We start from the raw sequence: 15,159 nt of genomic DNA, 5'->3' as shown, positions 1-15,159 counted from the left end.
TCATGCCCGGCCAATACAGCCCCGCCTCGATCACACGAGGCGGGGCTTTTGTTTTTCCAAACATCGGAGGCCATCCCATCTGCCCCTTCGGTGCGGTAACAGGGTCTGGGACATCCCATACTCGATTACGACACCACTGCCTCTCAGGCCAGTATTTACCTAACATACAGGCGAATCAGCATTTTCCAAAAGCTACGAAAACAGGACGTTTTTCGTAGTTTTTAACCCTCAAACTCAACACATCAACACCATGATCACAGACACGATTGAACCCGTCTCACCCGCAGCCCCTCAACGCTGCAACCTGCTCCTGCACTGCGGCAGCCATGCCGTCAGCCGGTGCGACCTTGCCCAGATCAAGACTCCCCGGGCAACCTCCACCTGGAGACCGATCCCGCACATCCGGTTGTTACAAGTCGTCGAACGTGCCCTGCTCGAACAGGGCTTTACCGTCACAGGCCAAGCCCACGGGCTCACCCATGACAATGCGCGTTACTTCGGGCTGATCGAAGTGGACGCCCCCGTATCCGGACTTGAATACACCTATGTCGTCGGCGTCCGCAACAGCCACGATCAACGCTTCTCAGCGGGAGTCGTAGCCGGGAGCCAGGTTTTAGTTTGCGATAATCTCTCGTTCTCAGGAGAAATTCAACTGGCCCGCAAACATACTCCGCGTATCCTGCAGGATCTGCCTGGCCTTGCCCGGGAGGCGGTGTCAGGGCTCAAGCATCACTGGGATAAACATGACCGCCGGGTGGATTACTACCGTCGCATCACGCTTCAGGATCGTACCGCTCACGATCTGATTGTACGTGCCGTCGATGCCGGTGTCATGGCCAACAGCTCCATCCCCAAGGTCCTGCAGGAGTGGCGTCAACCCCGACACGCGGCCTTTAAGCCCCGTACCGCCTGGAGCCTCCAGAACGCCTTCACCGAGGCCCTCAAAGGCAACCTCAACCTCCTGCCCACCCGTACCCACCGCCTCCACCAACTCCTCGATACAGCACTGGGTTTGAATTGAGGGGGATGAGAGGCACTGCCACCCATCCTGTGCAGGTAGGGGCGCTCTAAGCAGTGCAATCACCTACCATGTAAACCATGGTTTACATCTAGAAAAGCCCCTGCCCCTGTCGTCCCGCATACAAGGGGCGCACGGGGGCTTTTCTTTTAGCTGGAAGGTGCAGGACAATTAGAAACGATATGTCCGAGCAGGCAACGAACTCTGTAGTTCATCGTATCCTTTATCCAAGCTCAGAAACGATAGCCAACGTATCGCCCGCGAGGGTCAACGCACGAGGATAAAGGCGCCGTTTTTTACCTGCTTCCCCTCGGGGGTAGTCACGACGATCAGGAATTTCAGCTTCCTGCTGACTTCAGTGCTCTCGGGGTGCACGAGCACGACGTAGCGCCCGGGTTTATCCTCGTCCGGCACCAGCTCATACCACGGAGCATCGTAGCCATCGGCATCTTTTTCGATTGAGATGCTATTCGCCGGATCCGTCGTTACATAGATCTCTTTATTCTCGTTGGCGGTCCCTTTTCGCCAGATGAGAATTCTGGGCGCAATGGTCATCAACTTGGGGATATTGGCCTCCAGGACAAGACGGGTGATCGGGTGCCCTGGCATATCTGTGTTCACCGTCAGCACCTTACGTTGTGGTCCGGTACGGTCACCGAGGGTAAAGATGGCCTTGATCTCGCCGGATTCGCCCGGCTCGTAAGTCTTTTTTTCCAGCTCAGGCACCGTGCAGCCGCAGTTGGAGTGGATATCCAGAATCGTCACTGGCTCATTCCCGGTATTCTTAAAGGCATATACCCCCACGGCCTGCTCCTGCCCCACCTCCACCGGCACAGTCAAACGCGTATGCTCCCACCGAAGCCCGGCATGTGCGAACAAGGGGAAAACGCACAGCGTAAAACTCAAGAATGTGACATTAATAGTAAGCGTCACGTGGAGCGCCGTTGGATTGCAATTGCAGCAGTCATTTAAAATCGTAGTCGTCATTGATCCCGTAGCTATGACACCTATGATTTAATCGGCGTCAATGGCTTCGTTCAGGAGCTTGGCTTTGACGACTGTGGAGGGAGCATCGCGGAGGATTTGTTAGTTGGATTGGGATTACTAGCGTATAGTACTGAATCCAGCTTCTTCAAATTTAGATTCATAGTCGTTTGGAAGTGGTATAATGGGCTTAGTTCTAATCCCATCTGAATAAAAAACAATTGGCGCGTTTTTGACATATGGCAAATCACCTAAATAAACATCAACAGACAAACCGTTGGAAGCACCTTCACGCATGAACTTTTCGTAACGCTTCAAGTCATTAGTTGAAAAAATAAAATCCGCACTACCTGTGCCAATACGCACCTCACTGATTGGTTCTGATTCAAAAAGCACCTTATCACCGTTTTTAATAACAACAGGAACCCCCCTTTTTACACCCAACCCACAGGAGGTCCATAAACATGACATGACCAATAATAAAGCTATAATTTTCATGAATTTATTTGTAGATAATATCAATACCGACTTCGTTTAATCTAGAAACACAATCCATAGAAAATGGTATAGAAAGCAAATCAAAATCATCGTCTTCACTAAAAACAAAATTAACATCTTTCATATATAGTATTTCTCCAAGGTATAAATCATAAACCATACCATTCCCCTGTTCCAAGCCGATAGACTTAGCCAATTCGATTGAGTCAGAACTAGATAAATCCACTTCAGCTCGCATCCCATATACATCTATCTCCGTAACGGAGTCAGATCGAAACAGAATATTGTCGCCGCGCTTCAGGACAATTGGAGCCCCTGGCGAATCATCATTGTCAGTACATGCTACCAAATAAACGCATGATAGCAGTGCAATAACGCATCTTATATTAAAGAGTCCGCCCATAATAAATCACTGCACTGTAATCTGTTGCACTATATACTTCATCTTCGAAAACTGAAGAGTAGCTGATTTTATCACAGTTTTTGGGTACATAGCGAATTTTGTAAGATCTTATTTTCTCAATGCGACCACTGGGTGGCAAGCCTGGTCTGTACGGACCAATATTAAACAGACCACGACCACCTTTCGTCCGAGGATACTGCATCTCTGCCAAGATTCTTAATATGCAACACCCACAGCCCTCAGGCTCACCCATCTGTATACGTTCCTGATGACAAATTAACATTGAACCGTTTAGTAGTGAAGTTAAGTCAGCATCTATCTTTGCATCATCTAGCTTATCCATGAACTCTTTGACCTGCGTTGCCAAATCAGCCGCAGAACCGCTTGCCCCACTTGGTGTAGCAGGCGGGGTCGGAGGCTGAAATTCAGTTGTCGGAGGCAAACCAGGTACAGTTGGGGTTCCTCCGACTGCCTCTAAGCCAGCAACATCCAAGAAATTAATTCCATCGTTTTTAACGAAACTATACAAATTCAGCCCTCCCTTTTCCTCAATCGGGTCTCTTGAGAGCCAAAAGGGGCGACCCGACACGGTTATCGTAAGGGTGCCTGTTTTTTCCTTAGTGGCTGTGCGGCTTGGCGGCTGGCTTCGCCAGGCACGGGGCTGGGTGCGATCAAAAAAACTCCCGACGCGGTTTTGCGTGGGGTTGCCTGTTTCGCTCAGGGCGTAGGCTTGATTGATGGCGACCATTTTACGGGCATCAGCCTAAGTAATGAAGGCGGCTAAGGGGGATTCCTTCGGAAAAACGAAAACTCACTACGCAGCTACCCAATAATAAAATAAGATATCTTTCGTATCTTTATCTATAATGAAAATAGCAAATCTCGCTGGCACACCCCCTGCCGAGTAAACTTCAATTTGTGTATTAACCCAGAGATCATCAATGTCTAGGCCTTCAGGGATAGAGCCCTTGATAAACTCGTAACTCGATAAGTGCTCGACTCGACTAAACCCACCTGATTCCACAATATCATTCTTAGTTTCAAAGTGAACTGCATTAGCAAGATTTCGATATGAGGTTAGCTTCATGCTTGTAAGTAAAGTCATTCCAATAAGTGCAACACACAGTAGCACTAGAAAGAATGCTAATAATATAATCTTATTATTCTTCATCACAACAAGACGAATCAGACTTATCTAGCATCTCGTCAGTGCTACAGCAATTTTCAGCTACGTATGAATTGAAGTCATTCAGGCACATACTCTCACATGTTCCGACCCCATACGTGTTTCCGACTCCATGTTCATTTGCTTCTGTATCGGAGTTGCCTGTGCCACGATCGCCTCCTGCCTCAAGAGCGACTTGCTCTGCTATAATTGGTCCCAATACTGGATTAATCGTCGATAAGCATCTACTCAGCAAACAAGTGTTAACGCAATGCCTGTAAAAACCCTCTCGGTTGCTTGTCAGGCAGGTTTCCCTCGGATCAGGATACTCACTTGCATCTCCAGTAACCCCAAAGCATGAAAGAAAATTTGGCCAACGACCCAGCACATCCCAGTAATTAATCGGGTCATTATTGACCATTCCGTAAAGGTTAACTCCACCGTCCTCACCGATTGGGTCTCTAGATGGCCAACGCCCTATTCCGGGAGAGTAGTAGCGATAGCCGTAGTAGAGGAGACCGGACTCGGGGTCGGTGTATTTAGTGGAGAAGCGGTAGGTGAGCTCGTCGGCAGCGCTACCGGTCGCACGCAGGGGCTCACCGAAGGGGCCATACTCGAACTGCGCAGCGACTTCGCCACTGGAGGCGTCCACATAGGCCATGACATTGCCATTACCGTCGTAAGCGGGGGCATAAGTGTGCGTTCCGGCGGTTTCATCTGTCACGGAGACCTCCAGCAGCCCGCCAACGCCGCCTGCTCCTTGGAGCGAGCCGCTCAGGTCTAGCCCCCACAGGTAATACTTGTCCGTGGCCGAGCGCTCAGCGATCACGTTCCAGCCGTCGTAGAGATATAGTGTGGCCGAGGAGACAACATAGGCCGAGCTGGCGTCGCTCCAGTCCAAAACCGTCTTTTTATAGCGGCGGCCTTGCGCATCATACGAAAATTCCAATTTCCGGTTGGGTACACCGGCGGCAAGGGCATCCGTGGTTGGTTGCATGGCGATGAGGCGGTTTTCGGCGTCCCAGGAGTAGGACCAACGTCCATCCAGCTTAAGATTGCCGTCCGCGTCGTAAACAAAATTCTCTGGGTTCGGGGCCAGGTAAACCGAACCGGTCTCCTCTGCCACAGCGAGATAATCTGCTCCATGCGTCATATTCTGACGCACAAAAGCCCTATACTGCACAAGTCACACACAAAAGAATTCCATATATGGAAACATTCACTGCACTCGATTTCGAAACCGCGCAGGGCTACCGTTGGAGCATTTGCCAAGTTGGGCTTGTGCGTGTAGTTGACGGTACGGTCGTAGATAAACTGAGCCTGCTTGTACAGCCGCCAGACAATTACTACTGGCGCTCTTTCTCTAAAATACACGGCATTCACAGGTGGGATACTCAAAACTCTCCAACCTTCGATCAAGTCTGGCCCCAGATACACCCGTATATCGAAGGCCAAACTGTCGTCGCCCATAACAGCTCGTTCGACTTCGGCTGCCTGGAGCAAACCCTCTCTCATTACGGGATGGAAATGCCGACTTTTTCGGGGCACTGCACGTATCGGATTTACGGAAAAGGCCTCGGGCCCCTTTGCCAGGAGCTTGGCATCCCCCTGAATCACCACGACGCCCTTTCCGATGCAATGGCCTGTGCAACACTCTACCTGAGGTGCTGCATAAACCAAGTACCAGCTTCTTTAACAGCCATTGAAAGCACATATGGAAACGTTTGACCTCACAAGTTGCCTAAAACCATGGGCCGTACGTTTACTGCGGCCACCACGCACCCTCACGAAATTCCTCAAGGACGAGGACTTGAATGGAGAAGATATTGCCGAGTGGCTGGAGTACACCCCGACAGACTCCCCTTCGGAGGAGTACCGCCACGCCCACTTCGAGTCACTGCTGAAGAAGTATCAGCATCAGTCTGTAGAGGACGGCTTGCCTTTCATCTTCTGAGTCCTTTCTAAGCACTCAGACTAACTTTGCAAGCGGTCCAGTTCTAGAGGACACGGCCAGGTCATCAGTCTATCCGAAGATGAAGCGCATCAGCTGTTCTTTATCGTTCTGAAGCTTCTTCTCTCCAAATTCCATTTTCCAGATTTTGTTTCCTTGATAGTCTTTGGAAATGGAGTTGGGGACTGTTAGCTTACTGCAATCCTCTTCGTCGCCGCCATAGCGAAGGATTTTTAAATCAAAGGTCTTATTACCGATGGAGCGGTTGATGTCGTATTCGAGCAACATCAGGTTGCCAAGCCCGTTGATCTTATCACCCCATTCCTTTGAGATTGCCTCTCGCTCCTCTTGTTTAATGTCGTTTAAAGACTGAATGTGCTCAATGTCGTATGATCCCTCAAAGATCATGCGAGTTTCACTAGGGTCTCTTTGGGCGGGCTCTCTGGCCAACCATTCCAAAAGCCGGCAGAGCAGGTTCTTTGGGGTCGGATACCATGCGAACTGCGAATCGAGTTCTGAGTAGAAATGGTCTCTTTTTGTTTCAATTTTTTCATTTAGCTTATCGATGATATTTTCTGCCGACTCGTTGAACATCTCACGAACCAGATTTCCAATATAGGTATGCATCTCGTTCACCTTTTTGGCATAGATGATACTGTAGATCGTAAATAGGCGAGCCAAGGCCTTCATGTATTCCGTCGAAAGCTTTTGCCTGTTTTCATGGTCTTTGTAGGCAAACCTGAAGACGTGCCAGAGATGTATATACTCCGAATATCGACTATTATAGATCAGATTGAACGCCAAAAAAGTCTCAGTATACAGATTGTTACTATACCATTTACTATCGAGTCGGTTGCATTCTTCGACAATCCATTGAAGTTCATTCAGGTCGATGATGCGACTTGCTAGGTCGAGTTTGGTGACGCTGGTAAAGTTTTCCCAACGTTGAATGCCGAAACGGGTATCAAAAAGACGCTCGAAGAACGTTTCTGGAGCAAAACGGATCGTGGAAATGGGGAGTCCTGACTGTTTATCTGGAGTGGGGTCGTATGTCTTGCCCACGATGATAGTCTGGTATATATTGAGAACCTCTTGAATCGAGCAAACTGAACGTCTTTTGTTTGAGTTTATACGGTCAATCTTTTCATACAGTTCGCTGATGTCATCGAAACAGTCGAATTGATGATAGTCCTTGAAGTATTCGTATGCTCTAACCTTGAACAGGTCGCCTCCGTTGAGATCTAGACCTGCAGTGTTGATGGTATTAAAAATCTGGAGTGTTTTGGAAAGCCCGGCCTCGGTTTGGATGACAACGAAATGAAGCTTCTTTGTGAGGTATTCAAAGAGCTCAAGCGGGTTGTATTGCCATGAATTTTCTTCCCCGTCTTTGCTCATCCATTCTTCGAGTATTTTTTTGATAAGCTTGAGGTTGGTCGCATAGATATTCAGCTCCGAACTATCTTCCAACGCGTTTTCAAACAGGGTTTGATCGAGATACTTCTGCATTAGGCCGTTGCTGACTCGTGTCTCGATCCAAGTGAACTGTTTCGTGAAAGCCGAAAAAGACTCATCAGGACTGAGGAGCTCAAGAGCTTTCAAAATCAGAGCGCAGGTAGTCAGTCTTTGCTGTCCATCAATGACTTCCTGGTAGTATTCGCCTCTTGGATCCAACAAACGTTTCGCCGAAAGCTGTATGGTTCCGATAAACATGTCTTCGCCCTTGTTTATGCCTCGGATAATGTCACCAAGAAAACGCTGTATTTGATCCTCTCCCCAGGCATATGGGCGCTGGTATACGGGAACTTGGTAGAGGGTCACATCCTGGTCACCCTTTTCGCGAATCAGTTTATCCAAGGTCTTGGTTGATGCCTCAATTTTGAAAGCTTTGCTGGCGTCTTCACAATTCTTCGACGTCCAAATCTCTTTGAGTCGAGTTTTGAGTGTTTCGTCATTAATACGGCAAAAGCGACTCGGTTCTTGATCCCCAAGATCATCCAGATCAGATACATTGAGGAAGCGCACTCGAAATCCCCGGATGTCGGCCTCGGCATCAGACAGTCTTTGTGCATCCGACTTTCTCAGCCCCATCTTCAGCTCAGTGAAGTCTAAAACGGCAGTTAGGGGCTTTGCTAAACCCACGATGCGATCACCATCGGTTACGGCGATAAGGTCTCCTTCCTCATCATTATCGGCATGGTTAACGGAATGTAAGGGCTTTCCGTCATCGCGGATAAAAACGACTCCATGTTTCCAAAAAATATCAAGGATAGTGGAGTCATAATTCCCATCTTGGCTCCAGCTTGATGACAATCTCCAAATGTTCATAGAATATGTACTGATTATATGCGACAGCCATTGCTGCCATTGGTAATTGAATTCAAGTAACGAAGGTAAAGCGTGGATGGCATTTGTTTTCTGGAGGCTGAACCAGTGACCTGCCTAATGATATAATTTGTAAATTTCCTTCACCGTATCAGCAATCGCATTTCTCAGTAATTTTGGCGCGAGAACTTCGATCTGATCGCCCTGTGAAAGTATCCAGAAATACAGTTGCCAACTGTCGCGAACGCGAGCTGTGAGCATGTAGTGTCCGTTTTGAGGCGAGAGTTTTTGCTTGGGCTCTAGCGGTGTCTCAGCCAAGTACATGGCGAGCGTGTTGTTGAGCCGGGCCTTAACAGTAATCATCTCGCCCGATCCGAAATCAAAGGCGTTTTGCTCAACCAGTTCATCGATGGAGAAACCAGCTGGAGCCGTGGCTTTTTCTGAAAGCAGCTCGACTTTGCTGAAGCGATGAACGGCATAAAAGCGTACATCGTCATAGTCAAAAGCCCTTGCCACCAGGTACAGAACCGGCCCTCGCTGGACGAGCCCCAGCGGATGCAGACGCAGTTCCCTATCCTTTTGATCAAATGGAGCGTACTGCGAGGTGATCTGTCGATCCTCCATCAAGGCCTCCTTCAGGACCTTGAGGATGCCGTTGCGAATGTAAGGTCTCTCAAAATGTAAGCTTGGAGCAACATAGCGGACCTTATCCTGAAGACGCACCAATGGATGCCCAGACAATGCGCTCAGTTTTTTACGCGCATCCGCAAAGATCGTAGCCAGCTCTTCTTGCATTGGCAGGGGAAGTAGTTGGCTCAGGATATTCTCAGCCATCGCCAACGACACAGCCTCCTTGATCTCCAGCGATTCGAGCAGGTCTTTTTTGCCCTTCAGCCAATACCAACCGTACGGCTTGCTAACGTCATTACAGGCGATACCAAACTGCCGGGACAGCTGCTCAAGATCCCGCTCAACCGTACGCTTGGCAACCGAGTGTCCATCTTCCTTTAATCGCTCAAAAAGCTGACTTGTGGTGACACCAGGGGGATGCTCCGGGATAAGGCGAAGCAGAGTCCACTGACGTTCGACAGCTAAATAATTATGCGATTTTGCCATAAGTTGCGGCTCAAATGGTACCCATTAATGCGTCATTTCATGTCGCAACTGCTAACGTTATCAAGTTTTATTTACAAAAGCCACGGAGAGAACGAAAACCGAACAACATCCAGCACACAGCCCCGTCATCGCACGGACGATTCCTCCTGCACAAAGGCCATCCCAGATGCCGAGTTAACGATTGCCCACATGTACTCGCTGTAAAAGTGTGCCTTCAAGTATGCGGTGCGATAACTCGTCACCGCATAAGCAAGGGCGTGCGACTTACTAGAGGTGTACACCACAGATTCATACAAGAGACCGAACAACTCATGGGCTTCCTGTTTTGGGAGATATTTTACCCTTTGTGCACCTTTGATAAACGCTTCCCGGTGCACTTCCATGGTCGACTTGGTCTTCTTTCCAAAATCGATACGGAGCGTGTTTGCTTCAATCAGGCTGAAACCAGCAATAGCCTGAAGGGCCAGCATCAATTGCTCCTGGTAGAGCAGTATACCGGACGTTTCTTTACACATATCCGCCAAGAGAGGATGCTCTGCTCGAATTCTTTCAGCGCGCTTTCTTCCCCCAAGATACTGAGGGATAAATTTCCCCGCAAACACACCGCACATCGCAATCAGGGCAGCAATATCCTCTACAGAGTGCACTCTGCATTCTCGACAGTGTTCATCCATTCCACCAACACCCAACTGGAAGATGGCCGTCGTACTATTGTCGCAAATGTATTTGAACGTCGCCGGGTCATCAAGCGAGATACGCTCTATATCAAAGCGCCGGTATGCCGCCCGCCTACGAATGCGTCTCACCGCATCTTGAATCACCGTTAGTGCATTCAGCCCTCGCATGCCTATTTCCAAGGATTTGCCATATTCAGCTCCTGGGGCAACGCGGGGTAAATCACTCTTCACGGAACCTTTAGGCGACGGAGCTTCATGATCGGTCAGCACATCTGATATAACCAGCGTACACGGCTTTAGATACTCAACTCCCCTCATCTCATGAATCTCCGAGGGAGTCGCCGATTCCTGACGGATGGTGCAACGCTGACCATACTTAGATTTCGCATAGTCAAGAACCTCTTTTCCTCTGTGCATGCACAGCTCCACGAAAAACGTCGGCTTGTCGGTTAGCAGGCGTTCAAATAGCAAACCGAAGCGGATGGGGCACACATCGGTAATCCGTAGCAAATAAGAGACCAGAGAGCTCGGGGCAGCTCGGGCTCCTGGACTGACTGCGATGCCTTGCTCACGAGCCCAATTAACAATGTCCCATGCAAGGAGAAAATCACCCTCAAGCCCAGCTTCCTTGATCTGACTCAACTCGTAATCCATTCGTTCACAAAGCTGGAATGAGCGAAGACTAGGCTTTGAACAGCAACCCAGTCCCCCGTCGGTTGACTGGCCAATGCGTATCTCATCATAATCGACGCCGTAGCACTCGTGCAAACCAAGCTTACAGAGCCCTTGAAGATCCATTTCCTTTTGGCGTCTCGGGAGTTGTCCGTAAACGTAGAGCCTGTTTTTATTTAAATCCATCGTTACTGATAGTGGTGGGCGAATAGAACTGGAATCAGACGTTCCGAGGGAGATTATCCAGCGGAAAGCGTTCTCCATGTGTTAGACAGAGGCCGAATGCTCCAATGTTGGCAGTTTGATTTTCAGCTTGTGGCTTGCTGACTCCAAATTGCCTCCTTTGGCCTCAACCACTTTATAGCCCTCACGCAAAAGACGCATCAAAAACTGCTTGTTGTAGATAAAGGGGAAGACGACGACAGGAATCCCCAAAAGCAAACAATCCAGAAAAACTTGGATGATAAATCCCTTTATGTCCCCACGAAATAAAGCGGGTAAGGCAGGAAAGAAAAGTGTCGTCCAAGAGAAGCCGACAGGCGCGTTTTTGATAATCCCTGTCGCAGGGTGTTCGAGTATGAGTTTAGCCATGTGATCGATGAATAGGTTAATTGATGTGATCTGTTTGATCACATTCCCATCATACACTCGAGTGCGACGTACTGTGTCGCGGGAGGCGATATACTGTCAAAAACCCACTCCATGACAAAAATCATCTCCCGGAACGATGGACGCTGAAACATTTCGAACACTCGTTGCTCAATTGGCATCAAGGTATGGGCATTTCAAACCCTCTGACACCCCACGCATCGAGCACGCATTGGACTGGCGGCTACTAAGCCTAAATCAGAGCTTTGAGTGGTCGTGGAATTTCATTTCAGCGCGAATGGATCGACTAGACCTGTACAATCTCAGTTCAAACCCATCCCTGCCGTGGTCCGTAGATAAATACTACCGCTTCCCGTGGCACCGCGCAGAGTTTTCCAAAAACATTGGCTTTCCATGGACAGATGATTTCCTGAGCAACGAAAGCGATAACCTACATTGGAAATCAATCAGCAATAACGCATCGATTTATTGGTGTTCCAGTCGTATTGAGCGGTTCCGGAAACAGGTGCACTATTGGTCGCTCAGCCAGAACCGAGGAAGCTTTTGGAGTATCGACTTCATCTACAGCGAAAAAGAGTCGCTCAATTGGCTGATGATGGCCGATAACCCGGCATTACCGTGGAGCAGTCATGTCTTGCAGCAACTTACAACGGAGTTCTTATCTCCGAAAGAACGTCTCAACCTCTTGAAAAATGCGTCCTACCCGGTGGACTTTGACGATTTTCTGCAATGGGCACAACTGGAACACTGGAACTTGCTTAGCCAGAATGAGGGGTTCTGTTTTAGCAACGAAATCATGGATAAATTCACAGGCGCTTGGAATTGGAACGCCCTGTCTGCAAATCGAGCAGTTCCATGGGATCACCAACTGGTGATGCGTTATGCAGACCGCATTAACTGGGAACGCTTGGCTATAAATCCAGGCGTCCAATGGGATCATGCCCTATTGAACCTTGTCCATCAAAATGCTGGATTTGACCTATTGCTCGAGAATCCGGGCGTATGGCAATTTATAAGCTCGTCCACTGATCATTGAGCAGGCCCATGGTAAGCGTCATACCAAGTGCCGTTGATTTATTCTGCCCGCGGGGGCGGGGGTTGTCGTATATTCGGTAGGCATGGAGATTACGCCTTGTCCGCCAGAATGTGATGCCGGGAGCGCAGGCTTGAGTGAGCTTGAGTTGCTGAGGCGGGAGCTGGCTGGGGTGTCGAGGGTGTCGCCCGGGCAGCGAGAGTTGATCTTGGATGCGTTCGAGCGTAGCGGGCTGAGCGAGCGAGCATTTGCGGAGGGTCTGGGGGTGAGGGATGGGACGTTCAGGCGGTGGGTGCGGGCGCGGCATCGTGTTCTTAGCGGGGAAGCCGGGCTGACCGGAACGACCGGCCCTATTGCGCTGGTTGAGGCGGTGTTGGATGGGGGCGCGGGCACTGGAGGCTCTGTCGAGGTGGAGACGCCGGGCGGGCTGAAGGTGCATATCGCCCGGCGTGAGGATATTGCCCTGGCGGTGGCGCTGCTGCGGGCCTTGCGGGAGGAGTCATGCTGAGCTTCAGCGGGAGTCTGCGTGTGTTCGTGGCGCTGGAGCCTTGCGACATGCGCAAAGGGTTTAGTGGACTGGAAGCGCTGGTGACGCAGCGCCTGAAGGAATCGGTGCGCGGGGGAGCGCTGTTTTTGTTCACGAACAAGCGGCGCACACGCCTGAAGGCGCTTTACTTCGACGGGACGGGTTTGTGGCTCCTGAACAAAAGGTTGGAGGTTGGTCGCTTCAGTTGGCCAGTCTCGACGGACCCCACGGCAGTGAAGCTGCGGCTGCGCCCGGAGGCGTTTGTGCTGTTGTGCGACGGGGTGCAGATGCAGGGGGCAAAGTTTTTACCCTGGTATGAACGCGAGCCGTGATAATGAGCTTTACTGTCATGCTAAAATGGATACAGTGATGGCATCATGACCGACCGCGAAGCCGCCCTCGAAGCCAAACTGGAGGCGGCTCAGTTGGAAAACCGGTTGTTGCGGGAGAAGATCGACGCGCTGGTGCGTGCCCTTTACGGCAAAAAGAGCGAGAAGCTGGACCCCGCGCAACTTGAGCTGCTCGGAGGGCTTGCGGAAAAAATAGACGAGGCTCCCGCCGCCGTTGAGCCGCCCGCGGGAGTCACCCAAAAGGCTCCGAGCAAGCCCCGCCGCCCCGGTCCGCGCGTGCCCGAGCACCTGCCGGTGAAGGAAGTCGTGCTCGACCCGGACGAGGTGCTGGCTTGCCCGCAAGAGTGGCGGCTGATGGGCGAAGAGGTCAGCGAGCAGCTCGATTACGAGCCGGGGCGCTTTTACCGTCGCCGCCTGATCCGGCGCAAGTACGTCCGCAAGGACGCTCCCTTTACCGCGCCGGTGATCGCGCCGCTGCCTCCGTGTATGCAGGAACGCTGCCTGGCCACCCCGGAACTGATCGCTCAGGTGGTGATCGGCAAATATGCCGATCACCTTCCGCTTTACCGGCAGTCGCAGATTTACCGGCGCGCAGGCGTGGAGCTCTCGCGGCAGACCCTGTGTCGCTGGGTGGACCTGGCCGCCGATACCTGCCAGTTGCTCTACGAGTGGATGGCCCGCGAGCAGATGGCCCACGCCTACCTGCAAATCGATGAGACGCCCATCCCGTACCTTGATCCGGGCCGGGGCCAAACCGCCAAGGGCTACCTGTGGGTCTGCTCCCTGCCCAACGGCTACGTCATTTACATCTGGCATCCGAGCCGCTCAGCCGAGTGCCTCCAGCAGATACTCCCCGAGCACTACCGAGGCATTATCCAGTGTGACGGCTACGCCGCCTATCCCAGTGTGGCCAGACAACGCGCCGGACCGGACCTGGAGCTGGAACAGGGACCGGTTCAGTTGGCCAGTTGCTGGGCCCATACCCGGCGCAAGTTTTTTGAAGCTCGCGAACACGCCCCGAGCGTGGCCGGATGGATACTCGGGCAGATCGCCCAGCTTTACCGCGTTGAGCAACGCCTGCGTGACGACAAGGCCGGACCCGCCTTGCGGTCAGCTCGGCGTGCCACGCAGTCGGCCCCCGTCGTGGCCCGCCTGAAAAGGGCCTTGCCCATCCTGCGCCAGCGCTACCGCCCCCAGTGCTCCATGGCCAAGGCCATCGACTACGCCCTGGGCCAGTGGAGCGGACTGGAAGCCTTCCTCCAAAACGGGGCCATCGACATCGACAACAACGAGGTCGAGCGAGCCATCCGCCCCACCAAGATCGGCGCCAAAAACTGGACCTTTATCGGCTCGGAAACATCAGGAAGAACCGCTGCCATCCTTTACACCCTCATCGAGTCTGCCAAACGATACGGACTCGACCCCTACCAGTACCTCCTCCTCCTGCTCAGGGAACTCCCCGCCGCCACCAACTGGCAAATCCAAGCCTACACCCCTGCCGCCATCGCCAAGAGCAAACGACTCCTGCCGGCAAACGCCGCCTGAGGCCGACCAGCCCAATCCCCGGGGACACGGCGTACGCGCCCCCCTCCAACGCAAGCGACACCGCAAACGACGCGGCAAGCAAAATCAAACGGTGCTTGGCATGACGCTTACGGCCCATGAATGCACACTTCGCTTGCGCGAAGAATACGGATGACCTCTTCGGTGCTTGGTCTTCCTCGTTTCATACTCGATTATCTGTCGTTTGACAGAAAATCATCTCATCAGCAATGGACCACTTGAGGGAGGCTCAGACAGATAATCCTTAGCTTTTTGATGGTATCCATGAGACG

At 51.3% G+C, this 15,159-nt stretch carries 17 protein-coding genes; 7 read left to right on the top strand and 10 right to left on the bottom strand.

Annotation, left to right across the window (positions count from 1 at the left end; translation table 11 throughout):
* Positions 1 to 250 precede the first annotated feature (250 nt).
* Positions 251 to 1,021, top strand: coding sequence for a DUF932 domain-containing protein (locus K0V07_RS08140; RefSeq protein WP_220624029.1), 771 nt, complete (start codon positions 251 to 253; stop codon positions 1,019 to 1,021).
* A gap of 264 nt (positions 1,022 to 1,285) precedes the next feature.
* Here the strand turns inward: K0V07_RS08140 and K0V07_RS08135 are convergent, their stop codons facing one another.
* The 6 genes from K0V07_RS08135 to K0V07_RS08110 all read right to left on the bottom strand — a co-directional run bounded on the left by K0V07_RS08135 (position 1,286) and on the right by K0V07_RS08110 (position 5,194).
* A complete protein-coding gene (locus K0V07_RS08135; RefSeq protein ID WP_255568187.1) occupies positions 1,286 to 1,852 on the bottom strand; it encodes a DUF1573 domain-containing protein in 567 nt (188 codons plus the stop codon).
* A gap of 270 nt (positions 1,853 to 2,122) precedes the next feature.
* Complete coding sequence (locus tag K0V07_RS08130; RefSeq protein ID WP_220624027.1) at positions 2,123 to 2,500, bottom strand: hypothetical protein; 378 nt, start codon at positions 2,498 to 2,500, stop codon at positions 2,123 to 2,125.
* 4 nt (positions 2,501 to 2,504) lie between these two features.
* Positions 2,505 to 2,903 (bottom strand): hypothetical protein, encoded by a 399-nt coding sequence (locus tag K0V07_RS08125; RefSeq protein WP_220624026.1) that lies wholly within the window; start codon positions 2,901 to 2,903, stop codon positions 2,505 to 2,507.
* On the bottom strand, positions 2,887 to 3,651 hold the full coding sequence (locus K0V07_RS08120; RefSeq protein ID WP_220624025.1) for a hypothetical protein: 765 nt from the start codon (positions 3,649 to 3,651) through the stop codon (positions 2,887 to 2,889). Before K0V07_RS08120 ends, K0V07_RS08125 begins: the two co-directional genes overlap by 17 nt.
* A gap of 66 nt (positions 3,652 to 3,717) precedes the next feature.
* Positions 3,718 to 4,074, bottom strand: coding sequence for a hypothetical protein (locus K0V07_RS08115; RefSeq protein ID WP_220624024.1), 357 nt, complete (start codon positions 4,072 to 4,074; stop codon positions 3,718 to 3,720).
* Complete coding sequence (locus K0V07_RS08110) at positions 4,064 to 5,194, bottom strand: RHS repeat-associated core domain-containing protein (protein ID WP_220624023.1); 1,131 nt, start codon at positions 5,192 to 5,194, stop codon at positions 4,064 to 4,066. The genes K0V07_RS08115 and K0V07_RS08110 overlap by 11 nt, the downstream gene beginning before the upstream one ends.
* Before the next feature lie 83 nt (positions 5,195 to 5,277).
* Between K0V07_RS08110 and K0V07_RS08105 the strand changes: the two genes are divergently transcribed.
* Together K0V07_RS08105 and K0V07_RS08100 are read left to right on the top strand one after the other, a co-directional pair.
* Positions 5,278 to 5,796 (top strand): 3'-5' exonuclease, encoded by a 519-nt coding sequence (locus tag K0V07_RS08105; RefSeq protein WP_220624022.1) that lies wholly within the window; start codon positions 5,278 to 5,280, stop codon positions 5,794 to 5,796.
* Positions 5,783 to 6,022, top strand: a complete 240-nt coding sequence (locus K0V07_RS08100) for a hypothetical protein (RefSeq protein WP_220624021.1) — start codon at positions 5,783 to 5,785, stop codon at positions 6,020 to 6,022. Before K0V07_RS08105 ends, K0V07_RS08100 begins: the two co-directional genes overlap by 14 nt.
* Positions 6,023 to 6,091: 69 nt before the next feature.
* Here the strand turns inward: K0V07_RS08100 and K0V07_RS08095 are convergent, their stop codons facing one another.
* The 4 genes from K0V07_RS08095 to K0V07_RS08080 all read right to left on the bottom strand — a co-directional run bounded on the left by K0V07_RS08095 (position 6,092) and on the right by K0V07_RS08080 (position 11,397).
* Positions 6,092 to 8,344, bottom strand: coding sequence for a DUF262 domain-containing protein (locus K0V07_RS08095; protein ID WP_220624020.1), 2,253 nt, complete (start codon positions 8,342 to 8,344; stop codon positions 6,092 to 6,094).
* A gap of 114 nt (positions 8,345 to 8,458) precedes the next feature.
* On the bottom strand, positions 8,459 to 9,457 hold the full coding sequence (locus tag K0V07_RS08090; protein ID WP_220624019.1) for a WYL domain-containing protein: 999 nt from the start codon (positions 9,455 to 9,457) through the stop codon (positions 8,459 to 8,461).
* Positions 9,458 to 9,582: 125 nt separating this feature from the next.
* Entirely contained in the window at positions 9,583 to 11,070 is a 1,488-nt protein-coding gene (locus K0V07_RS08085; protein WP_220624018.1) for a hypothetical protein, read from the bottom strand.
* 3 nt (positions 11,071 to 11,073) lie between these two features.
* The gene (locus K0V07_RS08080; protein WP_220624017.1) at positions 11,074 to 11,397 is read right to left on the bottom strand and encodes a hypothetical protein; all 324 of its coding nucleotides are present in this window, start codon (positions 11,395 to 11,397) and stop codon (positions 11,074 to 11,076) included.
* 136 nt (positions 11,398 to 11,533) lie between these two features.
* Between K0V07_RS08080 and K0V07_RS08075 the strand changes: the two genes are divergently transcribed.
* The 4 genes from K0V07_RS08075 to K0V07_RS08060 all read left to right on the top strand — a co-directional run bounded on the left by K0V07_RS08075 (position 11,534) and on the right by K0V07_RS08060 (position 14,869).
* Positions 11,534 to 12,451, top strand: coding sequence for a hypothetical protein (locus K0V07_RS08075; RefSeq protein WP_220624016.1), 918 nt, complete (start codon positions 11,534 to 11,536; stop codon positions 12,449 to 12,451).
* A gap of 199 nt (positions 12,452 to 12,650) precedes the next feature.
* Positions 12,651 to 12,956 carry a hypothetical protein gene (locus K0V07_RS08070; RefSeq protein WP_185676817.1) on the top strand — a complete coding sequence of 102 codons (306 nt, stop codon included), beginning with the start codon at positions 12,651 to 12,653 and terminating at the stop codon, positions 12,954 to 12,956.
* On the top strand, positions 12,950 to 13,306 hold the full coding sequence (gene tnpB / locus K0V07_RS08065) for an IS66 family insertion sequence element accessory protein TnpB (RefSeq protein ID WP_220622080.1): 357 nt from the start codon (positions 12,950 to 12,952) through the stop codon (positions 13,304 to 13,306). The genes K0V07_RS08070 and tnpB overlap by 7 nt, the downstream gene beginning before the upstream one ends.
* 45 nt (positions 13,307 to 13,351) lie before the next feature.
* Positions 13,352 to 14,869 carry an IS66 family transposase gene (locus tag K0V07_RS08060; protein ID WP_220622081.1) on the top strand — a complete coding sequence of 506 codons (1,518 nt, stop codon included), beginning with the start codon at positions 13,352 to 13,354 and terminating at the stop codon, positions 14,867 to 14,869.
* The last annotated feature ends 290 nt before the right edge of the window (positions 14,870 to 15,159 follow it).

The sequence above is a fragment of the Ruficoccus sp. ZRK36 genome (assembly GCF_019603315.1).
GTDB lineage: Bacteria > Verrucomicrobiota > Verrucomicrobiia > Opitutales > Cerasicoccaceae > Ruficoccus.
Note: the sequence above shows the minus strand (reverse complement) of the source record. Positions and strands in the feature narration are given on the sequence as shown.